At 69.8% G+C, this 24,978-nt stretch carries 18 protein-coding genes; 7 read left to right on the top strand and 11 right to left on the bottom strand.

What is annotated here, in order from left to right; translation table 11 throughout:
• Window positions 1-28: 28 nt before the first annotated feature.
• Window positions 29-1,765, bottom strand: a complete 1,737-nt coding sequence (gene murJ / locus F6W97_RS06655) for a murein biosynthesis integral membrane protein MurJ (protein ID WP_155369234.1) — start codon at window positions 1,763-1,765, stop codon at window positions 29-31.
• A 58-nt stretch (window positions 1,766-1,823) separates the two neighbouring features.
• On the opposite strand from murJ, the gene F6W97_RS06650 reads away from it, so the two are divergent.
• The gene (locus tag F6W97_RS06650; RefSeq protein WP_155369233.1) at window positions 1,824-3,266 is read left to right on the top strand and encodes a CCA tRNA nucleotidyltransferase; all 1,443 of its coding nucleotides are present in this window, start codon (window positions 1,824-1,826) and stop codon (window positions 3,264-3,266) included.
• 203 nt (window positions 3,267-3,469) lie between these two features.
• Here the strand turns inward: F6W97_RS06650 and F6W97_RS06645 are convergent, their stop codons facing one another.
• The 7 genes from F6W97_RS06645 to F6W97_RS06615 form a co-directional block, all read right to left on the bottom strand.
• Window positions 3,470-4,885 carry an MFS transporter gene (locus tag F6W97_RS06645; RefSeq protein WP_155369232.1) on the bottom strand — a complete coding sequence of 472 codons (1,416 nt, stop codon included), beginning with the start codon at window positions 4,883-4,885 and terminating at the stop codon, window positions 3,470-3,472.
• Window positions 4,886-5,030: 145 nt separating this feature from the next.
• The gene (locus F6W97_RS06640; RefSeq protein WP_155369231.1) at window positions 5,031-6,509 is read right to left on the bottom strand and encodes a flotillin family protein; all 1,479 of its coding nucleotides are present in this window, start codon (window positions 6,507-6,509) and stop codon (window positions 5,031-5,033) included.
• A 22-nt stretch (window positions 6,510-6,531) separates the two neighbouring features.
• Entirely contained in the window at window positions 6,532-7,035 is a 504-nt protein-coding gene (locus F6W97_RS06635) for an NfeD family protein (RefSeq protein WP_196279002.1), read from the bottom strand.
• Between the two features lie 137 nt (window positions 7,036-7,172).
• On the bottom strand, window positions 7,173-7,670 hold the full coding sequence (locus F6W97_RS06630) for a DUF6584 family protein (protein WP_155369229.1): 498 nt from the start codon (window positions 7,668-7,670) through the stop codon (window positions 7,173-7,175).
• Between the two features lie 83 nt (window positions 7,671-7,753).
• On the bottom strand, window positions 7,754-8,221 hold the full coding sequence (locus F6W97_RS06625; RefSeq protein WP_155369228.1) for a DUF6584 family protein: 468 nt from the start codon (window positions 8,219-8,221) through the stop codon (window positions 7,754-7,756).
• A 188-nt stretch (window positions 8,222-8,409) separates the two neighbouring features.
• The gene (locus F6W97_RS06620) at window positions 8,410-9,489 is read right to left on the bottom strand and encodes an inositol-3-phosphate synthase (protein WP_155369227.1); all 1,080 of its coding nucleotides are present in this window, start codon (window positions 9,487-9,489) and stop codon (window positions 8,410-8,412) included.
• Window positions 9,490-9,546: 57 nt separating this feature from the next.
• Window positions 9,547-10,200: a PadR family transcriptional regulator gene (locus tag F6W97_RS06615; RefSeq protein ID WP_155369226.1), complete on the bottom strand. Its 654-nt coding sequence runs from the start codon at window positions 10,198-10,200 to the stop codon at window positions 9,547-9,549.
• A 214-nt stretch (window positions 10,201-10,414) separates the two neighbouring features.
• Between F6W97_RS06615 and F6W97_RS06610 the strand changes: the two genes are divergently transcribed.
• The 3 genes from F6W97_RS06610 to F6W97_RS06600 all read left to right on the top strand — a co-directional run bounded on the left by F6W97_RS06610 (window position 10,415) and on the right by F6W97_RS06600 (window position 14,552).
• Window positions 10,415-10,882 (top strand): DUF5318 family protein, encoded by a 468-nt coding sequence (locus F6W97_RS06610; RefSeq protein WP_186315614.1) that lies wholly within the window; start codon window positions 10,415-10,417, stop codon window positions 10,880-10,882.
• Window positions 10,883-10,885: 3 nt separating this feature from the next.
• The gene (locus tag F6W97_RS06605) at window positions 10,886-13,816 is read left to right on the top strand and encodes a transglycosylase domain-containing protein (protein ID WP_155369225.1); all 2,931 of its coding nucleotides are present in this window, start codon (window positions 10,886-10,888) and stop codon (window positions 13,814-13,816) included.
• A 223-nt stretch (window positions 13,817-14,039) separates the two neighbouring features.
• Window positions 14,040-14,552: a DUF2690 domain-containing protein gene (locus F6W97_RS06600; RefSeq protein WP_155369224.1), complete on the top strand. Its 513-nt coding sequence runs from the start codon at window positions 14,040-14,042 to the stop codon at window positions 14,550-14,552.
• A gap of 103 nt (window positions 14,553-14,655) precedes the next feature.
• Here F6W97_RS06600 and F6W97_RS06595 read toward each other — a convergent pair whose 3' ends face one another.
• Window positions 14,656-15,546 (bottom strand): AfsR/SARP family transcriptional regulator, encoded by an 891-nt coding sequence (locus F6W97_RS06595; RefSeq protein ID WP_155369223.1) that lies wholly within the window; start codon window positions 15,544-15,546, stop codon window positions 14,656-14,658.
• Between the two features lie 401 nt (window positions 15,547-15,947).
• Between F6W97_RS06595 and F6W97_RS06590 the strand changes: the two genes are divergently transcribed.
• The 3 genes from F6W97_RS06590 (at window position 15,948) to F6W97_RS06580 (ending at window position 22,076) form a co-directional block, all read left to right on the top strand.
• Window positions 15,948-19,994, top strand: a complete 4,047-nt coding sequence (locus tag F6W97_RS06590) for an SGNH/GDSL hydrolase family protein (RefSeq protein WP_155369222.1) — start codon at window positions 15,948-15,950, stop codon at window positions 19,992-19,994.
• Window positions 19,991-20,494: a hypothetical protein gene (locus tag F6W97_RS06585; RefSeq protein ID WP_155369221.1), complete on the top strand. Its 504-nt coding sequence runs from the start codon at window positions 19,991-19,993 to the stop codon at window positions 20,492-20,494. The genes F6W97_RS06590 and F6W97_RS06585 overlap by 4 nt, the downstream gene beginning before the upstream one ends.
• Before the next feature lie 154 nt (window positions 20,495-20,648).
• Window positions 20,649-22,076 carry a glycosyltransferase family 87 protein gene (locus F6W97_RS06580; RefSeq protein ID WP_155369220.1) on the top strand — a complete coding sequence of 476 codons (1,428 nt, stop codon included), beginning with the start codon at window positions 20,649-20,651 and terminating at the stop codon, window positions 22,074-22,076.
• A 76-nt stretch (window positions 22,077-22,152) separates the two neighbouring features.
• Here the strand turns inward: F6W97_RS06580 and F6W97_RS06575 are convergent, their stop codons facing one another.
• A complete protein-coding gene (locus F6W97_RS06575) occupies window positions 22,153-24,033 on the bottom strand; it encodes a hypothetical protein (protein ID WP_155369219.1) in 1,881 nt (626 codons plus the stop codon).
• A 10-nt stretch (window positions 24,034-24,043) separates the two neighbouring features.
• Window positions 24,044-24,829, bottom strand: coding sequence for a deoxyribonuclease IV (locus tag F6W97_RS06570; protein ID WP_155369218.1), 786 nt, complete (start codon window positions 24,827-24,829; stop codon window positions 24,044-24,046).
• Between the last annotated feature and the right edge of the window lie 149 nt (window positions 24,830-24,978).

The raw sequence follows: 24,978 nt of genomic DNA, 5'->3' as shown, positions 1-24,978 counted from the left end.
GCCTCGTAGGAGCCGGAGCGGGCGGTGGCTAGCGGCCGACCTTGCGGCGGATCATGCCGACGACGTCCTGGACCTCGCCGATCTTGAGGCCGAGTGCGGTCGCGCCGTACACGCCGCAGATCACGATGCCGCCGGCGATCACGGTCACCCAGCTGGTGAAGGGCGTGACCGTGCTCTGGGTGGCGCCCATGAACAGCAGCTTGACCGTGCCGTAGCCGGCCGCCGCGGCGATCAGCGCCGCGACGAGCACCTTGCCCATGGTGATCGAGACCTGGCGCAGGCCGATCAGCCCGATCCGGCGCTTGAGCAGGGTGGCCGAGAGCACCGCGGCGAAGGCGTACGAGACGGCGTTGCCGACCATCATGCCGACCGCGGTGGTGGCCGCGGCGAAGGCGACCCACCAGCCGAGCTGCACGGACAGCCGCATGGTGATCACGGGCAGGTTGAGCAGGGCGGGGGTCCGGGTGTCCTGCAGCGAGTAGTAGCTGAAGTTGAACAGCTGGCTGATCGCGAACGGCAGCAGGGCGAGCCCGGCCACGGCCAGGATCGGCGCGGTCTCGATCGAGGCCTCCCGCAGCACCTTGCCGCGCTCGAACAGCGCGATGGAGATCGGCAGCGCGAGCACGACGTAGGTGACCGCGATCGGCGCCAGCACCACGGTCACCATGCGGATGCCCTTGCTGAGGTCCGCCGCGATGTCGTGGGCCCGGCCCTCGGCCGCCGCGGCGCTCATCCGGGGCAGCAGCGCGGTGATGATGGAGACCGCGATGATGCCGTGCGCCATCATCATCAGCAGGAAGACGTTGTTGTAGATGATCGGTCCGGGGCCGTCGTCGCCCACCCGGTTGAGCAGGTTGATCAGCACCAGCAGCGCCAGCTGGTTGACGATCACGTAGCAGAACATCCAGCCGCCGACGTGAGCCAGCCGGCGCAGCCCCAGCTCGCGGAAGTCGAAGCGCCACTGCCACCGGAAGCCGACCCGGCGCAGCGCCGGCAGCAGGCCGAGCGCCTGGACCACGATGCCGGTGAGCACGCCGCCGCCGAGCAGCAGGATCTCGCCCCGGGTCACCTGCTCCGCCGACTCCACCGGGGCGCCGCCGTAGAAGACCAGGAAGAGCACGCCAGTAGTGATCACGACGAGGTTGTTCAGGATCGGGGTCCACATGGGGGCGGCGAACTGCCCCCGGGTGTTCAGCACCGCGCTGCACAGGCCGGTCAGGCCGTAGAAGAAGATCGTCGGCAGCATCAGGTACGACAGCGACGTGATCAGGTCCTGGTAGCTCTCCGGCGAGCCGCCCGCGTACGCCATGGCCAGCAGCGGGGCGCAGATCACCGCCAGCACGGTGGTGGCGCCGAGGACGATCACGGTGAGCGTGAGCAGGCGCTGGGTGAACGCCTGACCCCGGTCGGCGTCGCCCTTGCGGGCGCGGACCAGCATCGGCACCAGCACGCTGGACAGGATGCCGCCGAGCAGCAGCTCGTAGATCATGCCCGGGAAGATCTGGGCCGTGGTGTAGGCGTCGCCCAGCACCAGGGTGCCGAGCGCGGCCACCATCACCGCGGTACGCAGGAAGCCGGTCCCTCGGCTCACCAGCGACCCGATCGCCATCATGGCCGAGTTGCCGGCCGCCCCCTTGTGCTCGTCCTCGAAGGTGGGCTCGGCCGCGGCCTCGATCTCCTCGGCGGGCAGGGCTGTGCCCACCACGTGCGGGATCGCCATGGCGGGGTCCTCGTCGACCGGGGGGAGACGATCGGGGGCTGTCATGGGATGCACCATACCTGCGAACGGCGGTGACCAGCCTCCCCAGTACGCTGGATGATCGATGTCGCCCTCACCTGAACTCACCGCCGTCCAGCGCAACGCCGTCACCGAGCTGTTGCGCGTCTCACCCGTGGCCGACGAACTGGGCCGCCGGTTCGCCAAGGCGGGCTTCGAGCTGCACCTCGTCGGCGGATCCGTCCGCGACGCGCTGCTCGGCCGCCTCGGTGACGATCTCGATTTCTGCACCGACGCCCGCCCCGAGGACACCCTCAAGATCGTCAAGGGCTGGGCCGAGGCGATCTGGGAGACCGGGCGCGAGTTCGGCACCATCGGGTTGCAGCGCAGCGGGCTCCGCTTGGAGATCACCACCTACCGGGCCGAGTCCTACGACGGGGTGAGCCGCAACCCGCAGGTGCAGTACGGCGACAACCTGCACGACGACCTGGTCCGCCGCGACTTCACGGTCAACGCGATGGCGGTCAGCCTGCCCGGCCACGAGTTCGCCGACCCGTTCGGCGGCCTGGCCGACCTGGCCGCGCGCGTGATCCGTACGCCCGGCACCCCGGCCCAGTCGTTCGGCGACGACCCGCTGCGCATGCTGCGCGCGGCCCGCTTCGCCGCCCAGCTGCGCTTCACGCTCGACCCGGCCGTGGTCACCGCCATGGAGCACATGGCCGAGGACCTGCGCCGGATCACCGCCGAGCGGATCCGGGACGAGTTCTCCAAGCTGATGCTGGGCGCGGACCCGATCACCGGGCTGCGGCTGCTGGTCGACACCGGCCTGGCCGATCAGTTCCTGCCCGAGTTGGCGGGCCTCAAGCTGGAGATCGACGAGCACGCCCAGCACAAGGACGTGTACGAGCACACCCTCAAGGTGGTCGGCAACGCGGTCGGCTTCGACACCGCCGACGGCGGCCCCGACCTGGTGCTGCGCCTGGCCGCGCTGCTGCACGACATCGGCAAGCCGGCCACCAAGGCGGTCGGCGGCGACGGCGGCGTCAGCTTCCACCACCACGAGATGGTCGGCGCGCGGATGGCCAAGTCGCGGCTGAAGCTGCTCAAGTACCCCAAGGACGTGATCTCGCCGGTGGTCGCGCTGGTGGGGCTGCACCTTCGCTTCTACGGGTACGGCCGGGGCGAGTGGACCGACTCGGCGGTGCGCCGCTACGTCACCGACGCCGGGGACCAGCTCAGCCGGCTGCACAAGCTCACCCGTTCCGACTGCACCACCCGCAACAAGCGCAAGGCGGCCCTGCTCGCCGCGGACTACGACGCGCTGGAAGTGCGGATCGACCGCATCCGGCAGGAGGAGGACCTGGCGCGGGTGCGTCCGGACCTCGACGGCAACGCGATCATGGAGCTGCTCGGCATCCCGGCCGGCCCGATCGTCGGCCGTGCCTGGAAGCACCTCAAGGAGCTGCGCCTGGAACGCGGTCCGCTCGACCGCGACGAGGCCGAGGCCGAACTCCAGCGCTGGGCCCGCACCGAGGGCCTCATTCCCTGACCGACCCCGGCGACCGCGCCATGCCCGACGCGGCGCGGCGCGGTCGCGCGGCGGGTCGCGGGGCGCAAGGTCATCCGACTTGCCGGGCACCTGTGCGTACTTGAATGCGCTTTCGCCCACCTGCCCGGCAAGTCGAGCGATCATGGGCGCGGGGGGCGCGGGCGTGGGGCGCGGCGGGTGGGTCGGGTGCCGGGCTTTCGGCGCTAGGACTTGTGGACCGGGCCGGCCGTGTCCGTCGGCCCGACCCCGGGCACGGTCGCCGCGGGCGTGGAGGTCGTGGCGCGGGCCGTGGCGAACCAGTACCAGGCCGCCAGGAGCACGAAAGCCGTCGCGGTGATGACCAGGCCGAGGGCGGACTTGCCGTTCGGGGGCAGGGTCAGCGCCGCGATGAACAGGCCGGTCACGAAGCACAGGTTGAACGCGGTGTCGTTGACGCTGAAGATGCGGCCGCGGTACTCGTCCAGGCACTCGCGCTGAATGGTCGCGTCCACGATGATTTTCATGCTCTGCGAGGCGACGTTCACCAGGAACACCGCGACCAGCAGCAGCGGCGCGACGAACGGCAGCCCGAAGACGAGCACCACCACGCCGACCGCGGCGACCACGCCGCTCAGCCAGCGCCGGGCGTCCCACCAGCGGACCGCGAGCGGTGTGATCACGGCGGCCAGCGCCGCGCCGGCCGCACCGGAGAGCACCACCAGCCCCAGCTGTCCCATCGAGGTCGCCGCGCCGGACACCTGCTCGGCCCGGTCGGCGGCGTGCCCGAAGTAGCGGCTGTAGAGCAGCAGCACGGCCAGGGTGAGCACGCCGTAGAGGAAGCGGTAGGCCGACTGCAGCATCATGATGCGCAGTGCCTTGCCCCGCTCCCCCAGGTGCCGGGCACCGCTGATCATGCCGCGGAACACCTGGACCACGGCCTCGCCGAGCTTCGTGGTGGCCCGCTCGTGGGCCAGCGGGCCCAGCTCGTCACGGCGGAAGAAGCGCCGGGCCAGCAGCCCGGAGACCAGGTAGCCGAGCGCGGCGGTGGCCGCGATGACGCCGTACCCGTGCCGGTCGGTGCCGACCACGTGCAGCGCGACCACGGACGCCGCGGTGAACAGGCCCACCGAGTAGCAGATCGTGCCGAGCGTGGAGGCGAGCGCGTTCGCCGGGACGAGTTTGCGCTCCTCGACCACGTGCGGCAGCGAGGCCGACAGGCCGGCCAGGAAGAACCGGTTGATCGCGATCACGATGAGCGCGCAGACCGCGAACGCCAGGCCCTGCGCCCCGGACCACAGCAGCGCCGCCGCGGGCAGCACCATCGCGGCACGGGCCAGGTTGGCGTTCGACAGCGAGGCGCGGCGGTCCCAGCGGTCCAGCAGCACGCCGACGTATGGGCCGAGCAGCGAGTACGGCAGCAGCAGGATGGCGAAGCCGGCTGCGATGGCGACCGGGCTCGACTGCCGGTCCGGGTTGAACAGCAGCGACCCGGCCAGCCCGGCCTGGAACCAGCCGTCGGCGATCTGGCTGGTCAGTCTCACCCCGAGCAGGCGCCGGAACGGCGCCCCGGCCAGGATCGCGCGGGAGGTCGCGGCGACCTTCGGCGTCGGCACGGTGTTCGGCATCACGGGGTGCGGCACGTCACCACCCTACGTGGCGCGGCAGCCCTGTACATGAACGCTGCGGGCGTTCGGGTCATCCACGACCCGAACGCCCGCAGCGGCGGCCTACCTGAACGCGGCGGGCGCTCCGTCAGCCGTGACCGGAGCACCCGCCGCGGATGGATCACTCCTTGTTGTTCGCCGCTCCGGTCACCTTCGCCAGCAGCGCCGGCAGGTCGATGCCGGTCAGGTCGTTGCCCAGCTGCAGGCCCTGGGCCACGTTGGTGGCCACGGACTTGGTCAGCGAGCTGGCGCCGTCGGTGGAGATGACGGTCATCTTGTCGATCGCGCTCATCGGCGCGGACGCCGCGGCGACGACCTGCGGCAGCACCCGGACCAGCAGGTCGAGCACGGCCGCCTCGCCGTACTGGGCGAAAGCCTCGGCCTTGAGGCGCATCGCCTCGGCCTCGGACTGGCCCTTGGCCAGGATGGCGGCCGCGTCGGCGGTGCCTTCGCGCTCCACCGCGTCGGCGATGGCGGTACGCCGCCGCTGCTCGGCCTCACCCTCCTTGGCGCCTTCGATCGCGTTGGCCTCGGCCAGGGCTGCGCGGCGGGCGCGCTCACCCTCACCGGTCAGGCGCGACTGCTCGGCCTGGGCCTGGGCGGCGGCGATGGTCGCCTGGCGGGCCGCGTCGGCGGCCAGCACCCGGGCGTTGCGGTCGGCCTCGGCCTCCTGCTCGACCTTGTACCGTGCCGCGTCGGCCGGCTTGCGCACCTCGGTGTCGAGCTGGCGCTGCTTGAGCTCGGCGTTCTGCTCGGCGACCTTGCGCTGCTCGGCGATGATCACCTGCTGGCGCTCGGCCTCGGCCAGCGGGCCGGCAGCGGCGGAGACGGCCTTGGCGGCGTCGATCTCGGCCTGGATGCCGGCCTGCTTGAGGGCCAGGTTGCGCTGCGCCTCGGCGATCGACTCCTCGGCCAGCAGGCGGGCCTGCTCGGCCTGCTGGCGGGCCAGAGCCTCGGCGATGGCGGCGTCCTTGAGCACCCGGGCGGCCTCGGGCCGGCCCAGGTCCTGCAGGTACGAGCCCTCGGCGAGGATGTCCTGCAGCTGGAACGTGTCGAGCACCAGACCCTGGTTCGTCATCGAGTGCTCCGCCTCCTCCGCGACGGCGGAGGCGAAGGCGGCCCGGTCCCGGATGATCTCCTCGATGGTGAGCCGGCCCACGATGGAGCGCAGTGCACCGGCGAGGACCTCACGGGTGAACTCCTCGATCTCGCTCTGCTGGTGCAGGAAGCGCTGGGCCGAGGCGCGAATCGCGTCCTCGGTGCCGCCGACCTTCACGATCGCGACGCCCTGCAGGTTGGCGCGGATGCCCTGCTTGCTCACCGCGCCCGTGATCTCGACGTGGATACGGCGGCTGGACAGGTCGAGGACCTGCAGCTTCTGGACCACCGGCAGCACGAACACGGAGGCGCCCATGACGACCTTCTGGCCCGACAGGTCGGTGGAGCGTGCCCCGTCGGCGGTCTCGGTGGTCCGGCCCTTGCGGCCGGTCACGATGAAGGCCTCGTTGGGCCCGGCGACCTTGATCCGGGACAGCACGAAGAGGATGAGCAGGAGCACGAGCAGCACGCCGCCCGCGATCGCAATGGTGAGGGCTGTCATTGCCTTCCTTCTTATGGGGGAGCTACTGCTCCGGGACTTCCTGAACGATCACGCTGGTGTCGCTGACGGCGGACGTCACGACGACCTTGGTGCCCAGCGGCACGGGGCGCTCGGCACGGGCGGACAGCTTGACGGGCTGGCCACCGATGCGTACGCGGACCTCGCCGAAGCCGCCGGCGGGTATCGGGGTGACCACCACGCCCCTGGTGCCGACCAGGTCGGCGCGGGTCGGGGTGGCGTCGGTGCGCATGTTCGACATGCGTTTTACCAGGTAGCTGGCCAGTAGAGCCAGTGGTATCGCGGAGACCACAGCGATGAAGATCACCGCGGCGATGCCGAGGGCGTCGCCGGTGAGCTCGTTGACGACGGCGGCGCTGAAGCCGAAGCCGCCGACCAGAGAGGCCACGAGTTCCGTGGAGACGAAGCCGTCGCCGAGGTCGAGGAGGTCACCACCGAGGACGGCCACCGCCGCGATGACGATGCCGAGTGCCCCGATGATCAAAAAGATCAGTGTCGCCGTACCCACGCCGGGAACCGTAGCGACCTCGGGCAACTGTGCCCAGTCACGGCAACATGCTCGCCGGCTACCGCGGCCTTGCTCGGTGTCATCCTCCGCTGCGCTACGGATGACACCGAGCGGCCGCTACCGCGGGCGACGGCGGGTCAGTCCGCCACCCAGCTGATGACCTTGATGGCGCCGATGCCGGCCAGCACCATGGCGAGGCCGATCACCAGGAAGGTGAACAGGCACGGGACCACCACGCCGCGCTTCTTGGTGGGGGCACGGTACGACCCCGCCCACTGGGTCGGTTTGCCCGAGCGTTCCGCCTCGTCGGCCAGCTGCACCAGGCGCTGCGCCGCGGTCTCTGACAGGTGCACGGTGTCGCCCTGGAAGTGCAGCAGCCGCAACCGCTGCCAGGGATCGGGGTTGGCCTTGGCGAACGCCGTCAACTCGGCCTCGCGCACCTCGTCGGTCAGGAAGCCCCACCGGCCGGCCTCCACAGGATTACCGGTCTGCCGGTAGATGGAGGAGAGCAGCGCGCGGATGTCGATGTCGTCGGGAAGGACGGCCAGCAGGGTCCGCAGACGCTGCACAGCCAGATGGGTATGCCCGGCCGCGAGATCGGCGCGCACCCGGGCGAGTACGTCCGCCTTTGCCACTCACTGATCCTTATGGACCGGTGGCATGTCACGCCAGGGGCATTTATAACGGCCGGGTCACAGATCACACCGATGTTTCGGCGCTAGAAGATCCAGTCCAGTGCGGTCCGGGCGCCGACGACCACCAATGCGGACAGCGCGACCAGTGCCGCGACGGCGGCGGCGGTCTGCAGGCGTGATCCACGGCGGGAGTCCGGCTTCGGCGCCTGTGCCGAAGCGGCCGCGGCCAGCAGCGGTGCCAGCCTCACCCGGGAGACGTCGGTCGGCGCGGGTGCGCCGGTCGGCCAGCGCAGCGCGTCGAGGCGACGGTGTGCCGGGTAGCGGGCCTCGAACGCCTCGATTTCGGCGGGTTCGGCCGCTTCGTCCAGGTAGGACCAGCGGCCGGCCTCGACGGCGTTGCCGGTGGCCCGGTAGATCGCGGCAAGCCTGCGCCGCAGATCCAGGTCGGTGGGATGCGCGGCGACCAGGCTGTGCATGCGCTGGACCGCCGGGTAGGTATGGCCACGTGACAGGTCCGTGGTCACCCGATCCATCAGATCTGACTTCCCCATGACCCCACTATGCATATCCGCGGGCCGAGGGTCCATACACCGAGCGTGCCTTAAAGCTGCGCGTCAGGGGCCTATTAGTACAGACGATGGCCTATCTACCGCGTGACGTACGTCAATTTCCGCAGTAGACAGGCCATCGTCACATGAATGAGTGTGCCCGCTCACACTTTTCAAGAACGGGTCCGAAATCAACGATTAACAGTGCCCTTGATGAAGTTCTCGACCGACTCGTGCGCGTCGTGGTCGTTGTACTGCACCGGCGGCGACTTCATGAAATAGCTCGAAGCGGACAGAATCGGGCCACCGATCTTCCGGTCCAGTGCGATCTTCGCGGCCCGCACCGCGTCGATGATGACGCCGGCCGAGTTCGGCGAGTCCCACACCTCGAGCTTGAGCTCGGCGTTGAGCGGGGTGTCCCCGAACGAGCGGCCCTCCAGGCGGATGTAGGCCCACTTGCGGTCGTCGAGCCACGGCACGTGGTCCGACGGGCCGATGTGCACGTCGCTCTTGGACATCTCGTGCGGGATCTGGGACGTCACCGACTGCGTCTTCGAGATCTTCTTCGAGACCAGGCGCTTGCGCTCCAGCATGTTCATGAAGTCCATGTTGCCGCCGAAGTTGAGCTGGTAGGTCCGCAGCAGCTCCACGCCGCGGTCCTCGAACAGCTTCGCCAGGGCGCGGTGCACGATGGTGGCGCCGACCTGGCTCTTGATGTCGTCGCCGACGATCGGCAGGCCCGCGTCCTCGAACTTCTTGGCCCACACCGGGTCGGAGGCGATGAAGACCGGCAGCGCGTTCACGAAGGCGCAGCCCGCCTCGATCGCGGCCTCGGCGTAGAACTTGGCCGCCTGCTCCGAGCCGACCGGCAGGTAGCAGACCACCACGTCGGCCTGGGCGTCCTTGAGGACCTTGACCACGTCGGCCGGGGCGTCGTCGGACTCCTCGACCATCTCGCGGTAGTACTGGCCCAGGCCGTCCATGGTCGGGCCACGCTGCACGGTGATGCCGGTGGGCGCCACGTCGCACAGCTTGATGGTGTTGTTCTCGCTGGCCACGATGGCCTCGGCGACGTCACGGCCGACCTTCTTGGCGTCGACGTCGAACGCGGCGACGAACTCGACGTCACGGACGTGATACCCGCCGAAATCGACGTGCATCAGGCCGGGTACCCGTTCGGACGGGTCGGCGTCCCGGTAGTACTCCACGCCCTGGACCAGGGACGAGGCGCAGTTACCGACACCGACGATGGCAACGCGGACGGAGCCCATAGCTCCTGCCTCCTTCTTCATCTTCGGGCGGACAGCCGATCGGCTGCGCCGCCCAACTCACTGGGCGGAGTCGTCAGGGCCCGGTCGGGCCGTGAGCGGTCGTGCGGAATCTGTGGTGCGCGGGCTCGGTCGGAGCTCGCCCTCGGCCCCGCGCGGCTGCGGGGTGCGGCCGGAGCGCTCGTTCGCGATGAGCTCCTCCAGCCAGCGGACCTCGCGGTCCGCGGCATCCAGTCCGTGCCGCTGGAGTTCCAGGGTGTACGCGTCGAGCCGCTCCGCGGCCCGGGCGAGCACCTCCCGGAAGCCCTCCCGGCGTTCCTCCACCTTGCGGCGGCGGCCCTCCAGGATGCGCAGGCGGATGTCGACGTCGGTGCGGGAGAAGAAGGCGAAGTGCACGCCGAACGCGGCGTCCTCGTATGCCTCCGGCCCCACCTGCGCCAGCAGGTCCTGGAACCGCTCCTTGCCCTCGGCCGTGATCTTGTAGACCACCCTGCCCCGCCGACTGGTCAACGGCGGCACGTCGGCGTCGCCGGCCGGGGTCTCCCCGGCTTCGGTGATCCAGCCGGCGGTTTGCAACCGTCGCAGTGTGGGGTAGAGAGAGCCGTAGCTGATCGCCGCGCGGATCGCGCCCAGCTTGGTGCTGAGTTGCTTGCGCAGCTCATACCCATGCATCGGGGACTCATGCAGCAGGCCGAGGATGGCCAGGTCGAGCATGTCGGCCACCCCCTCTGATCGGTCTCGCGGTCTGGGTCTTCGTCGCGATGTATCGCGCCGATACATCGTTACGTTAGAACGCCGCGACCTGTCCAGGCAATACAGCGGTGCCGACGATCACCAGAAACGATGATCATTGAGCGCTGGGCTTGGCGCTGGTCACGCTGCGTAACGGCGGTCGCGGCACGCCGAAGGAGGGGCTACCCTGCTTTTCATGCGCGCGCAGCAACGAGTCAGTGCGTCGCCTCGTGCCGCCCAGCGGCAGGGCGACGGATTCGTTGACTATTCCCTCCAGCGGCGAGCTCTGCTGCGTGAGGTGTACGCGGGAAGGGTCGGCACGTCAGAGGTGTGCGATGCCTCGCCCTACCTGAAGAGCGCGGCTCGCTTCCACGGCGAGGCCACCGAGAAACGGTGCCCGATATGCCGTCGCGAGTTCGTGATCAACGTGCACTACATCTACGGCGATCAGCTCAAGAATTCCGCGGGACAGGCGCGCTCCCGCGCCGAACTCGCGGTGCTGGCCGACACGCTGGGTGAGTTTCAGGTCTACGTGGTCGAGGTGTGCCGCGGCTGTGACTGGAACCACCTGGTGGAGCAGTACCTCCTGGGACGCGCACACAGGACAGCCCCCCAGCTGTCAGCGGCTGCCGCCACCGCCCCATCCCCGACCGGAACGGTGTGACAGATGACTTCGTACGGCGACCCTCACGCCGGTAACGGGTATGACGACGAGCAGTATCGTCAGTCATACCCGCCGCCGCCCGTGCAGAACACGGGCCGCGCCTCGGTGCCATCCGACGACTACGGCTACGACTACTCGTCGGGCGACCAGGCGGACTACGGGCAGTACTCCGCCAACGGCGGCGGATACCCCCAGGGCGGCGGCTACAGCGGCGCGGACCAGAACGGCTATGGAGACCCCGGCTACGGCCAGGCTCCCGTGAGCCCCCCGATCAGCCCGGCTGCCGGCCGGGCCACCGTCGGCGCCTCCGCAGGGCGGGCGACCGTCGGCGGCACCGCCGGGCGTGCCACCGTCGGCGCCCCTCCGGGACGCGCGAGCGTCCCCGGCGTCGCGGGCCGGGCCAGCGTGCGGCCTGCCGGCCTCGACACGGGCGAGGACGAGCTCCCCTCCGGCAAGGGCAAGAACGCCAAAGCCGGGAAGAACGGCAAACCCGGCAAGAAGAAACGCAACAAGCTGACCATCGCGCTCGCCTCGGTGGCCGTGCTGATCATGCTTGCCGGCGGTGGGATGATCGCGTTCACCTCGTTCCTGAGCGGCGTGCCCGAGCCGGGCTCGTTCAAGCTGCAGCAGAACACCCTCATCTTCGCCTCCGACGGCAAGACGCAGGTCGCCCAGCTCGGCACGGAGAACCGCCGCCTCGTCGACATGAAGGTGCTCGACAAGAAGATCAAGGACACCCTGATCGCGGGCGAGGACCAGGAGTTCTACAACCACGACGGCATCGACCTGTGGGGTATCGCGCGTGCCGCGTGGAACAACCTCACCGGCGGCGCCACCCAGGGCGCCTCGACGATCACCCAGCAGTACGCGCGCGCCGCGGCGGACGACCTCGAGGTCAGCTACGCCCGTAAGCTGCGCGAAGCGGTCTGGGCGCGGGAGCTCGAGCAGGAGTACACGAAGGACGAGATCCTCGGCTTCTACGTCAACACCGCCTACTTCGGCCGCGGCGCGACCGGCGTGGGCGCGGCGGCCAAGGCCTACTTCGGGGTCGACGCGGAGAAGCTGACCATCGATCAGGCGGCGATGCTCGGCGCGGTGCTCAAGCAGCCGGAGCCGCAGTGCGGGGACGTGGAGCTCAAGGACTGCCAGTACAAGGGCTACGACCCGCAGAACGACGAGGCCGCTGCCAAGGACCGCTGGAACTACGTGCTCAACAGCGTGGTGAAGATGAACACGCTGACCCAGGCCGAGGTGGACGAGGTCAAGGCCAAGGGCTTCCCCAAGTGGATCCCGTTCACCCCCGGCGGCAAGAACAACGCCACCTGGGGCATCAAGGGGTCCAGCACGGGTCCGGTGATCAACTACATCAAGAAGGAGATGGAGACTCCGGAGGTCAAGAAGGCGCTGGAGGCCATCGGCATCACCGACTGGAAGAACGGTGGCCTCAAGATCACCTTGACCATCGACGCCAAGGCCCAGTCCGAGCTGGAGAAGCGGGTCAACCGCGAGTACATCGTGGTGGAGATCTGCAAGGACAAGGCAGGCAAGACCGTTCAGTACACCCTCGCCGAGGACGGCAAGACCAAGCTCGACAAGGTCGACGGCAAGCCGCTGCTGACCGACCCCAAGAACCCGAAGGACCCGAAGAAGATCACCTGCCGGTCCGAGGTCACCAAGGCGACCAACACGCCGACCTCGCTGCTCAACAAGTACCCGAAGAACGTCACGGCCGCCGCGGTGTCCATCAACCCGCAGACCGGCGGCGTGCTCGCCTACTACGGCGGCATGGACGGCACCACCTATGACAAGGCCGGCAAGAACGGCGAGGGCGGCCCCTACGTGACCGGCGGGCACTCCCCCGCGTCGTCGTTCAAGATCTACACGCTGGCCGCGGCGGTCAAGGCCGGCGTCTCGGTCGAATCGCACTGGGACCCGACCCCGTTCACGCCGAAGGGCTCCAAGACCAAGCTTCGCAACGCGGACCGGTCCAACCCGCCCTGCGGCACGAACTGCACGCTCGCCAAGATGGCGCAGCTGTCCTTCAACGTGCCGTTCTACAAGGTCACCGAGAAGATCACCCCGGCAGCCGTGATGGACATGGCGTCGGCGGCCGGCGTCAGCATGATCTGGGACGACAGCGGCAAGGGCTTCGACCTCACCAAGAAGAAGGGGAACGAGGTTCCGCTCGGCCCCCACGTCGGCTTCGGCCAGTACCCGATCACCGTGCTCGACCATGCCACGGGCATCGCCACGTTCGCGGCGAACGGCATCTACCACAAGCCGCACTTCATCGAGAAGGTCGAACGCAAGGTGACCGAGGGCGACAAGAGCGTCTGGAAGCCCGTCGCCGGCACCGGGGCGAAGACCAAGGGCGAGCGCCGGATCGACGCGAACATCGTCGGTGAGGTCAACACCGTGCTGAAGAACTACAGCGGCACGAAGTTGAGCGGCCGGGACTCGGTTTCCAAGTCGGGCACCTGGCAGGCCGGCAACCAGTGGGCCGGGCAGAACTCCAGCGCCTGGTACGTCGGTTACACGCCGCAGATCGCGACCGCGGTCTGGGTCGGCAACTACCTGCACGAGTCCGAGCCGATCAGGGACCCCGACGGTAACAAGATCGGCAGTGGCAACCTGCCGAAGACGATCTGGACCTCGTTCATGAACAAGGCCGACGACGTGCTCAAGTTCGGCCCCAAGCCGATCGAGTTCGGCTGCGGCGGCTGCATCGGCGACCAGGACGCCGGCGACGGCAAGGAGACCACGCCGACACCGGACCCGGCTTCCTGCTTCCTCAACCCGAACCAGCCGGGCTGCGAGAACCAGCCGGGCAACCCGGGCAACCCCGGCAACCCGAACCCCAACCCGTCGCCGACGCCGTCGGGCACCGCCGGTGGTGGCATCTGCATACCGAAGCCGGGCAAACCTTGCCCGTGACAGCCTGCTGACGAAGAGGGACCCCCGCAGGGGGTCCCTCTTCTTTTTCCGGGGTGTGGCCGCCCGTCAGCCGGCCGGTGTCGGCGAGGGCTTGCCGGCGCAGGGCCGACGGGCAATGTTGGCCGGATGATGATGCGCTGATGGCATTCGAGTGGCCCGGCTTGCGAGCCTGCTGTGCGTCCGGTCGAGTGGACCGGCACCTGTACAGCAGAGAGGTCTCACCATGAAGAACAAATTGCGCAACGCCGTGCTGGCGGTAGGCATCGGCCTGCTCAGCATCCTCGCTACGGCGACGCCGGCCTCCGCCGCCAGCCAGTGCGGCAGTTCGTGCGACTACCAGGACCCGCAAACGTTCTGGGCCATCACCGAGCCCGGCGGCAACGGCCAGGGATGCGCCTACGACCCGGCCGTCTACACCGCCAAGTCGAAGGCGTACAACGTCGGCGGATACACGGGCGTGCTGGAGCTGCGCTACAGCCCGCGGTGCCGCACGGTGTGGACGCGCCTGCAGTCGGGCAGCGAGTGGGGCTACTACAACGACCTGCGCATCGAGAGCTTCTACACCAGCGGCACCCAGCGCACCTACGACAACGGCAGCGCCGGTTCGGGCAACCACTTCTCCAACATGCTGAACGACGCCGGTTACCTCGGTCGTGCCTGCATCATCACGTACGCCGACGAGATCTACATCGGCACGAACACCTACTCGTCGAAGATCTGCACCGACAAGTTCTGACGCAGAGCAGGGGTACGAACACGATTTGCCACGGCCCTTCCGCAGGCTTGACAGTCTGTGGAAGGGCCGCAGCGTGCGAGGTGAGAGGCCGGCTGCCGCCCGCTCACTTCAGCGCGGCGAGCCGCCGGTCGATGTGGCTGACGAGCTGCGCGATCTGGCTGAGCCCCTCCACCGCGGAGGTGAGCAGCTCCCGCAGCTGCTGGAAGTCCTCACCGTTTCGGGAGACGTCGCCGGGGACTGCGCCCAGCAGGATCTCCCGCTCCAGCCTCTCGATCTCCGCTCCCGGGCACAGGCCGAGCTCGTCCCGGACCCGCCGACGCAGGTCCCGCACGATGTCCAGCGCGTCCGAGGTCCGGCCGCCGCGGTGGAGCAGCCGCGCCAGCGTGGCGACGAGCCCTTCGTGGTACGGCAGGAGAGAGATCCACTGCCGGAGGTCGGCGAGGAACTCCGCGTCGATCCGGTCGCTCCGCTCGGTGATCTTGGCGTACTGGATGACGGCGCAGACCTGCAGCTCCTCCAGGTGGATCTTCGCCGGGGCCAGCTCCGCGGCGTCCACGTCCTCCAGGACCCGGCCGTTCCAGAGGAGCAGGGACCGGCGCAGCAGTTCGCGGGCTCGCTCGGTGTCGCCGTCCGCGGCGCACAGTTCAGCCGACCGGACGAGTCCTCGGAAGACCACGGCGTCGAGCATCCCGTCGTCGACGTGAATGCGGTAGCCGGTGGGCTGCCGGACGATGTCGACACCCGCCAGGGATCCCGTGAGCTGGCGCCGGAGCAGGCTCACGCAGTTCTGCACCTGCTCGCGGGCGGTGGCAGGCGGGCTGTCCGGCCAGATGACGTCGATGAGCCTGCTCGTGCTCAGCAGCCGGTTCGGCTGAAGCAGGAGCGCGGCGAGGATCTTGCGGTGGCGCGGGCCGGCGAGTGCCAACTCGACGCCGTCGGTGCCTCGTACGGCCAGAGGCCCAAGGATCTGGATGCCCACCGGTGTTGCTCCCATGTGCTACTTGCTGCCGGCCCCCGTGACCAGCGAGACGTGAGCCTAACGGTTATCCGGCGTACGTCCAGTCCTAGTCACCGGGCTTCAGATGGAGACGACCGGGGGGCCGTTCGGGGGATGCCTGTGACGCCGGTCTCTGCCGGGCAAATCGGTACACATCGGAGCGGCGCGGAGGTCGTCCACCGCCGGCACCGGTGGCACACATCACACGTGGTCCGGTCGGAATGGCCGTTCGATGGACTCGCGGTGGGCCTTCGGTGGGGCGTTCCCGCACCGTCGGTCCCGCAGGCAGCCACTTGTCTGCGGAACCCCTTCCCGGCCCTCCTCGCACGTCGGGTCCGTGCCGTACATGACGCACCGTCCCCTGGAGGACACGGCCGGACCGAACCGAACGGAGAGTCATGTCCCCAAGACGATGGCGCCGCGCGGGGCTGCTGGCAGCGGCGTGTACCGCGATCGCCATGCTCCCGCAGGCTGTGCAGGCCGCGCCGCCGGCTCCCTCACCCACGGCGGATCCGGCCGCTGCCGCAGACGCGTCGCCGAAGCTGCGAGGGTCGGTGGATCCGGCCCGGCGCGACACGGTTCTTCGCAAGGACTGGGCGAAGTCACCCGACGTGGCCTGGACGACGTCCGGCGATGCGACGGGCTTCCACGTGATGACGGCGACCGCCGCTTCCGGCTACAGCTGGCGCACGGTGGCGACGCTGTCGGAGCCCGGGTTCGACACCGACCAGTGGATCGGCAACGCCTGTCTCACCGGGTCGGCCAAGCGCGTGGTGGTCGTGTACGCGCCGCGTACCTTCACCAACAAGCAGGAGCTGTTCGATCGCGGCGGCTTCACCGCGGTGGTGGACCTGGCCTCCGGCCGGGTGACCAAGGTGCCGGTGCAGTCCTCCCTGGCCTACTTCAACCCCGGCTGCGGCGTCGGCGAGACCGCGCTGATCTCCCAGTTCGGCGGCGCGGGCAAGGCGCAGACCCGGCTGCTCGAGCTTGACGCCGCCCGCGGCAAGCTCGCCACTCCGATCACGACGGAGGGGCAGCTGACCTCGGCCGTGCCGACTCGGGACGGCATCGTCGCGGCGGGCGCGGGCCGGCTGTTCCGCGTGGCGCGCGACGGCGGCCAGACGGAGGTCGCGCCGACCACCGGTGTGGCGTACCTGCTGAAGCCGGACGCGGACGGCGGCGTGGTGTTCCTGGAGCATGCGGGCGACCAGGCGAGGGTCCGCCGGCTCGCCACTGCGGTGAAGGCCGGCGCGGCCCGCACCCTGGCCGAGGGCAAGCTGGCAGATGTCGACCTCGCCGCGGGCGCCGCGGGCCGGGTCTTCATCACCGGCAAGACCGGCAAGGTGGCATCCCTGCCGGGCAGCGTGCGCCGCACCGAGGCGCCGCGGGGAGCGACCTTCTCCTCACACGGCGACATCGCGCTGAACCGGGTGCACTGGCTCGGGACCGAGGACCCGCGGGTGCCCGTGGCCGACCCGGGGGCGCCGCGCGCGGTCCGGATCGACGCCCGGGTGCTCGCGACCGGAGCGGACGTCACCTTCGGCGTCGGCACGGAGACGGCACCGTCCGCGGCGACCGCGTCGGGCGGGGCGCTGCACCCCCGGCTCGCGGCTCTGGCCGGTCCGGCACCCACCGGCCTTGCCGCCACCGGTCCCGCGGCGCTGGCCGCGGCGACCGGTGACCCCAGCGCGCCCGTGGAGGACGAGCGCTACTGCTCGGTCCCCCGCAACGACCCGCGCAACCAGGCGCTGCAGCCCAAGCCGCGTCAGGTCGAGTGGGCCATCAACCAGGCGATCACCAACACGCCGTACGCCGCTCGTCCGGCCAACTGGATGAATCTCGGCATGCCGGCCTACTCGCCGCTGAGCCTGTTCCCGCGCGTGGAGCTCGTCGGCGGCGGCCGCGTCCCGGCGCAGGTCTACCTGGGCATCGTGGCGCAGGAGTCGAACATGTGGCAGGCGTCGCGGCTCGTCGTGCCGGGTGTCACCGGCAACCCGCTGATCGGCAACTACTACGGCACCGACGTCTATGACGAGGACACCACCGACGACTGGGACGTCCGCTGGGACAAGGCGGACTGCGGTTACGGCGTGGGCCAGGTGACCGACGGCATGCGGCTCGCGGGCAAGGAGAAGCCGGGCGAGGTGGCGCTGCCGTACAACACGCAGCGGGCCGTCGCCCTGGACTTCGCGGCGAACGTCGCCGCCGGCGTCCGGATCCTGCAGGACAAGTGGAACCAGACCCGCAACGGCGGGTTGACCGTCCACAACGGCGACGCTCGGAAGATCGAGAACTGGTTCTACGCGATCTGGGCCTACAACAGCGGCTTCTACCCGCAGAGCGACGCCTACAAGAACAACGGCGCATGGGGCGTGGGTTGGGGCAACAACCCGGCCAACCCGAACTATCCGGCGAACCGGCTGCCCTTCCTGGAGGGCGGTTACAACGACGCCCGCATTCCGCAGTTCTGGCCCTACCAGGAGAAGGTCATCGGTTTCGCGGCGTACCCGCCGACCCTGCCGGACAGCGCGACCACGGAGGTCGCGGCCTACCGTGCGGCCTGGTGGGGCGGCACGAACCCGATCGCGAACCGGACGAACGCCAAACCTCCGGTCACCGAGTTCTGCGATGCCAGCAACGACTGCATCCCGGGCAGCACCTTCGTGCCGGACGACCCGGCGGTCACCCCGGCCAAGCCGGGCCCGTGCGCCCACAAGAACGCGGCCGGCCAGTACGACCTGCACTGCTGGTACCACCAGCCGAGCACCTGGAAGGCCGACTGCCCGAACGAGTGCGGCAACGAGGTGCTGCGGTTCGACCCCGGCTACGCTTACCAGGACGACGCGGTCAGCTTCGTGCCCAACTGCAGCACCTCCGGGCTGCCCGCGGGCGCGCTCGTAGTCGACGACGTGCCGAACGGGACGCCGTCGATCCGCCCGGGCTGCACCCCGCCCGCCAGCCATGGCGCCTTCGCCCTCAACTTCGAGCGGGACGCCCTGAACCAGTTCGCCGGCAAGGTGGACTTCCACCAGATCGGCGGCGGATTCGGCGGGCACTTCTGGTTCGCCCACACCAGGAACCCGTCGTACGCCGGCGGGAAGATGAAGGTCACCGGCACCTGGACCCTCGACCGGTCGCTGTCGGCCTGGACCCGGGTCATGGTGCACATCCCCGACCACGGCGCGCACACCCGCCAGGCCACCTACGAGATCGACCTGGGCAACGGGTCCTTCACGAAGCGCCGCGTGGTGGCGCAGCGCACCCGTGAGCACCGCTGGGTGTCGCTCGGGGTGTTCCCGGTGAACGGGACCCCGCGGGTCCGGCTCACCACGGACACGCCGGACGGCGCGGGCAGCGAGGACGTCGCCTGGGACGCGGTGGCCTTCGAGGCGCTGGCGGGCAAGCCGCGGCACCAGATCGTCGCGCTCGGTGACTCCTACTCGTCGGGCGAGGGGGCTTCGGCCGCCGACGGCGTGGACTACTACAAGGAGACCGACTTCAAGCTGCTGCAGTACGTCGACGGTGAGATGAAGCCCTTCTACCAGAACGTCTGCCACCGTTCGAAGTACGCGTGGTCGCGGCAGGCCGCGCTGAGCGACGATCCGGACTCGATCGGCAAGCGGGCCGACGAGTGGGACCCGACGATGGACTACCACCTGCAGGCGTGTTCGGGCGCGCAGAGCGAGAACCTGCTGCCCTACCACACGGTGCCGTACGGCCAGCCGAAGCCGACCAACGCCTTCGGGCAGACGGGCACGCCGGGCTCGGGCGAGCTGTCGCAGCTCGACCAGGGCTACCTGGACGAGAACACGACGCTGGTGACGCTGTCGATCGGCGGCAACGACGCCCGGTTCAGCAAGGTGTTCACGCACTGTGTCTTCGGCGGGGTGGGGCTGCCCAGCCTGTGCCAGGACGACACGCTGGACGGCGAGCCGAAGCCGATCGGCGAGTACACCGAAGAGCTGATCAACGGCAAGGTCAAGGACTCCATCAAGATCGTGCTGCAGGAGATCCACAAGCAGGCGCCCAACGCCAAGATCATGCTCATGGGGTACCCGAAGCTGCTGGAGAACTCGGGTGGCTGCGTGCCGGGCATCGGCACGTCGGAGGCCCCGTGGCTGAACGCGACCGGTGGGCTGATGGCCACCCGGATGAGCGAGGCCGTCGACGAGGTGCGGCTGGCGACGCCGGGCCTGGCGATCGAGTTCGCCAACCCGGTCGCGTCCGGGCTGTTCGACGGCAAGGGGGTCTGCGGCAACCCGGAGACGATCAACGCCGTCGTCACCGACCTGACACCTGGCGAGGACGGCCCGCTGCCGGACTTTCTGCCCGAGGACTGGAACGCCAACGGGGCGTCCCAGCAGTCCCTGCACCCGAAGATCTCGGGTGCGCGGATCTACGCTGACATCATGCAGAACGTCGTCCGTACGAAGTTCGGCCTGTGAGCAGCAGGTTCCACACCGTGGTCGCCGGGGCGCGCGTGCGCGTCCTGGCGGCCACGGCCGTCATGCTCGCCCTGCCGGGGGCGGCCGGATGCCAGAGCCTCGATCCTGATCAGGCCGCACTGGACCTGGCCACCGAACGGGTTCGGGACCAGGCGCGGACATCCGCCGCCGCGATGCAGGCAGTGCTGCGGGAACGCACCGCGCCCGCCGACCAGGCGCTGCTTCACTCGCTTGAGCAGGCGGTGACCGTGCCGGGGTACGGCGTCGGCACCGTCTTCGACCGGGCCGCCGGCTCTGCCGAGGGCATCCGGCTGGACGTGGCCTTCGACCAGGCCGGCGAGGTGCGCCACGCGCGAATGCTGGTCCGGCTCTGCGTACGCATCACGGGCCGGCCGGGACCGGAGGCCGAGGCGGTCATGGACGACGTCGCCTGCGGTCCGGCACTGCCCACCCACACCGATCTGGGCACGGTGGACCGGGTGGTGAGCCTGTCGGACTGACCCGCGGCCGTCATGCCCGGGGCCGCCTGCCTTGTCTGTCGCACGGTCATCCGCTGCGCGGCTCGGTCAGGCGGCCCCGGGTGCTTCCTGCCGACCGCACGCGGCACGCGGGGCTTGCTGCACTTCCCGGATTTCTGAGGCAGGATGTCGGGCTATGAGTGATGTTCGTGAGCACGTGGTGTCGCCCGGCAGGGAGGACGGCTTCGTCCGAGGGCTGACCGAGGCGATCGGCGGACCGCGCGGCGAGCACGCCGTGCCCGAGACACCCTCGCGCGGCGGGCGGTTCTGGACGGCCGCGCGGATCGTGCTCGCGCTCACCTGCCTGACGCTGGCGCTGCACTGGGTCCAGAAGTCGCCCTGCCGGGACGGCGCCTGGGCGGACTACAAGCAGTACACCCACTTCTGCTACACCGACGTGCTGGCGCTGTACTACGCCGAGCACCTCAACGAGGGCCTGGTGCCCTACCTCGAGTACCCGGTGGAGTACCCGGTGCTGACCGGCGCGTTCATGGGTGCGCTGGGGCTGCCGATCCACGCGCTCGGCGAGAAGAACAGCGCGATCCCCCAGGCGACGCTGTTCTACGACACCAACGCGTTCGTGCTCAGCCTGTTCGCGATCGCCTCGGTCGCCATGATCCTTTCGCTGCGCCGCCGCAGACCGTGGGATGCCGCCCTGTTCGCGTTGTCCCCCGTGCTGCTGGTCACCGCGACGGTGAACTGGGACATGCTGGCGATCGTGCTCGCCGTGGCCGGCATCTGGCTCTGGGCCAAGAAGTATCCGGCCGCGGCGGGGGTGATGCTCGGTCTCGGCATGGCGGCGAAACTCTGGCCTGCCTTCCTCTTCCTGCCGATCCTGATCGTCGCCCTGCGCTCGCGGCAGTACGCGGCGCTGGTCAACTCGGTCGCGGCGGGGGTGATCGCCTGGCTGGTGGTGAACGTGCCGGTCATGTTGATCAACTTTGAGAACTGGCGGCGCTTCCTCGACCTCAACTCCGAACGCATCATCGACTGGGGCACCTCCTGGTACGTCGCCCGCCACTTCGACCCGTTCGGGCTGGAGCTGTGGGGCGACGTCCCGACGGTGACCAACGTGTCGCTGGGCCTGTTCGTGCTGGGCTGCGTGGGCCTGCTCGTGTTCGGCTTGCGGGTGAAGACGCCGCCGCGGCTGGCGCAGCTGGCCTTCCTGGTCGTCGCGATCTTCCTGATCACCAACAAGGTGTGGTCGCAGCAGTTCACGCTGTGGCTGCTGCCGCTGCTGGTGCTGGCCCGCCCGAAGTGGCCGGCGTTCCTGGCCTGGCAGCTGGCCGAGGTCTGCTACTTCCTCGCCTTCTACGGCGAGCTGATGGGCGCCTCGGGCAAGCAGGTGTTCCCCGAGGGCGTCTTCGTGCTCGCCTCGGTCATGCGGCTCGGCACCGTGATCCTGCTCGTGGTGCTGGTGATCCGGGACATGATCCACCCGGAACTGGACGTGGTGCGGCGCACGTACGCCGACACCGACACCCCCGATCCGGACGGCGGCCCGGCCAACGAGCCGTTGCCGGCCGACCCGGCGGCCGAGCGGCCGGTCCCCGCGATCGCCTGACGCTCCGGCGACATGACAAGAGCCCCCGCCACCGGGATCGTCTCCCAGGTGACGGGGGCTCCGTCGTGCCGCCTGCCTACGACAGGGTGAAGACGACCGCGTCCGGGGCGTCGGTGCGCTGCACGCCGAGGCCGTCGGCGGGCGCGGTCAGCGCCGGCTCGTACGGCGTGCCCTTGGCCTCCTCGCGCAGCACCAGCACGGTCTTCACGCCGAGCTCGCGCAGCCGGCTCACGCTGGCCTGGTCCGGGAACGTCTTGGTCAGCTCCCGGATCTCGCTGAGCGTGGCCGGGGTGAAGCCGCTGTTGCCGTTGACGATCGGGGTCAGCCGGTCCGTGGACCAGACCATCACCTTCATGTCCATCAGCGCGTCGCTGGGCAGCACCAGCATCGGGCCCTGCGCGGTCGCCATGGACGGCGGCTGCAGCGGCACCACCGGGTGCTCGGTCACGTTCAGACCCTCGGCCAGCACCAGCAGCAGCGGCAGGAAGGTGGCCAGCCGCAGCAGCGGGTGCGGCCGGGACGGCACCCGGTCCTCCGACACCGTCTTGGCCTGCTCGACGAAGGCGGTCACCGCGCCCGCGGCGAGGATCGCCAGCAGCAGCGTGGTCCAGATGACGAGCCGGCCGGGGGTGCGGATGCCGCTCCAGCCCGGGAGGATGTCGTACAGCGTCATGTAGCCGGGGCGGCCGCCGAAGAACTTGGTGCCCATGGCCAGGGCCACCGTCAGCACCACGCCGCCGAACAGCAGCAGCCGCTGGCGCACGGTCCAGATCGACATGATCAGGCCGGCGAAGGCCAGCCCGTAGAGGACGAAACCGGGCAGCAGGCTGGTCTCCCCCGCCGCCTGGCCGAGCACCTCCCGCGCGCCGGAATGCGCCTCGCCCCACGGCATGGACTGGGCCGGGCTGGTGAAGAAGCCCAGCACCGGCGGGGAGTAGAAGTTGACCTCCCAGTCGGAGCGTTCGGCGTACGGGTGCAGCTCCAGGACCTTGAAGTAGGCCAGCGCCATCAGGCCGCCGGTCGCGGCGAAGACGAGGCCGCCGACGGCGTCGTAGGTCAGCAGCTTCGCGCCGAACGGCTTCGGCTCGCTCCAGAACCACTTCCGGCGTACGAAGTAGGTGATCACGCAGGTGAGCACGATGCCCGCCAGGGCGTACGCGAACGGCAGGCCGATGCCGAAGCCGAGGCTGATCTGCCAGGCGGCGACCAGCCAGCCCGCCAGCGCCCAGCCCGGCTTGCGCAGCTCCGGCCGGTAACCGTGGCGCAGCGAATACCCGTGGCCGCGGGCCAGCATGGCCAGTGCCAGGGCGATGCCGCCGACCGACATCACGTGCATGTGCCCGGCCTGCGCCAGCCGCCACGGCGCGTACGCGAACGCGGCGCCCGCCACGGCCGCCCCGGTCTTGCCCGAGCCCAGCTGCCGGGCGAGCACGTACGCCCCGAAGAAGGCGAGCGCGTGCAGCAGCACGTACATGATGTTGTAGCGGACGAGCGCGGCTTCCAGCCCGGTGCCGAACAGTCCGGCCGGGGCGTACCCGAGCAGGGTGTCGGAGAAGGCGAAGCTGTACTTCTCCGGGTAGAAGCTGTTGGAGTTCCACAGCTGCGACCAGTCGTTCTTGAGCACGTGCCCGGACCACGCCATCTGCCACGCCTGCAGGGTGGGGTCACCGGTGTCCTGCGGGATCGTGTACGCCGGGTAGCGCAGGGTGGGCCAGGTCATCGCGGCGGCGAGCACCAGCGACGCGTAGGCGGCCAGGGCCCACTCGTGCAGCAGGGCGTACCGCGTGCCCCGCAGCACCCGGCGCAGCCGGGTCGGGTTCTCCTCCTCCGTGTCCGGCGCGAACCGGGCGAAGGCGTCCTCCTCGACCGGCTGAGGCTCGGGTGCGGCGTGGCGAGGGGCGGCCGGTTCCGTGACGGTGGTCGGCTCCTTGGCGGGCGCGGCGTCGGTCCCGTTCACAGGTTCCCCTCTACTGGTGTGCGCGCAGGTACGCGATGTCGGCGGACTGGCCCTCCGCACCGCCTGGTGTCTCCACCACGGCGGGCGCGCCGGCGGCGCGCACCACGGCGGCCACCAGCTCGGGGTCGATCATCCCGGGTTCAACGTTCTTGACTGTCAGATTGTCGTGCCGATCACGGCCGGAGTCGAATCCGTCTCGCGATCCGTTCGCGTGCACGAGGTCGATCCGCCCGGTGATGGACTTCACCCGGTCCACGATGTCGAGCAGCTCCTCGCCGCCCGCGTGGGCGTGGCAGGTGTCCAGGCAGAAGCCGACGCCGAAGTCGCCGACCGCGTCCCACAGCCTGGCCAGCTCGTCGAAGCGCCGCGCGCACGCGTTGTCGCCGCCGGCGGTGTTCTCGATCAGGACCCGGACGGGCAGGCCGCCGTCGTCGTGTGCCTTCTGCAGCGCCTTGCGCCAGTTGTCGATGCCGACCGCGACGTCCTCGCCCTTGTTGACGTGGCCGCCGTGCACGATGAGGCCGCTGGCGCCCACTGTGGCGGCCGCGGCGGCGTGCTGGCCGAGCAGCTTGCGGCTGGGGATGCGGATCCGGTTGTTGGTCGATGCGAGATTGAGCACATACGGGGCATGCACGAAGATCTCCACCGGGCTGGCCCGCAGCGCGTCGGCGTCCGGCCGGATCTCCGGGGCCTTCCAGCCCTGTGGATCGGCGAGGAAGAACTGCACGACGTCGGCGTTTCGCGCGGTCGCCTCAGCTAGTGGATCTTCATAATCGACGTGAGCCCCGATAAGCATTCGACCAGTATTACCGCTCCCCGCGGCATGCGCTGTGGTCGCATGCGCAACCGGAGCCGGTTTGTTGCGTTGATTCCAATGCCGCACCGTGCTCCCCCAGCCGGGGAACCTGCGGGGCGTGCCTCCTCGCCCCCCGCGAGGCGACCGGA

Source organism: Catellatospora vulcania (assembly GCF_009720385.1).
GTDB lineage: Bacteria > Actinomycetota > Actinomycetes > Mycobacteriales > Micromonosporaceae > Catellatospora > Catellatospora vulcania.
This window is presented reverse-complemented; position numbering and strand designations above follow the sequence as displayed.

Coding starts and splice junctions, on each gene's coding strand:
- murJ (WP_155369234.1), bottom strand. CDS start 1,765: ATGACAGCCCCCGATCGTCTCCCCCCGGTCGACGAGGACCCCGCCATG.
- F6W97_RS06650 (WP_155369233.1), top strand. CDS start 1,824: ATGTCGCCCTCACCTGAACTCACCGCCGTCCAGCGCAACGCCGTCACC.
- F6W97_RS06640 (WP_155369231.1), bottom strand. CDS start 6,509: ATGACAGCCCTCACCATTGCGATCGCGGGCGGCGTGCTGCTCGTGCTC.
- F6W97_RS06625 (WP_155369228.1), bottom strand. CDS start 8,221: ATGGGGAAGTCAGATCTGATGGATCGGGTGACCACGGACCTGTCACGT.
- F6W97_RS06620 (WP_155369227.1), bottom strand. CDS start 9,489: ATGGGCTCCGTCCGCGTTGCCATCGTCGGTGTCGGTAACTGCGCCTCG.
- F6W97_RS06615 (WP_155369226.1), bottom strand. CDS start 10,200: ATGCTCGACCTGGCCATCCTCGGCCTGCTGCATGAGTCCCCGATGCAT.
- F6W97_RS06610 (WP_186315614.1), top strand. CDS start 10,415: ATGCGCGCGCAGCAACGAGTCAGTGCGTCGCCTCGTGCCGCCCAGCGG.
- F6W97_RS06605 (WP_155369225.1), top strand. CDS start 10,886: ATGACTTCGTACGGCGACCCTCACGCCGGTAACGGGTATGACGACGAG.
- F6W97_RS06600 (WP_155369224.1), top strand. CDS start 14,040: ATGAAGAACAAATTGCGCAACGCCGTGCTGGCGGTAGGCATCGGCCTG.
- F6W97_RS06595 (WP_155369223.1), bottom strand. CDS start 15,546: ATGGGAGCAACACCGGTGGGCATCCAGATCCTTGGGCCTCTGGCCGTA.
- F6W97_RS06590 (WP_155369222.1), top strand. CDS start 15,948: ATGTCCCCAAGACGATGGCGCCGCGCGGGGCTGCTGGCAGCGGCGTGT.
- F6W97_RS06580 (WP_155369220.1), top strand. CDS start 20,649: ATGAGTGATGTTCGTGAGCACGTGGTGTCGCCCGGCAGGGAGGACGGC.
- F6W97_RS06570 (WP_155369218.1), bottom strand. CDS start 24,829: ATGCTTATCGGGGCTCACGTCGATTATGAAGATCCACTAGCTGAGGCG.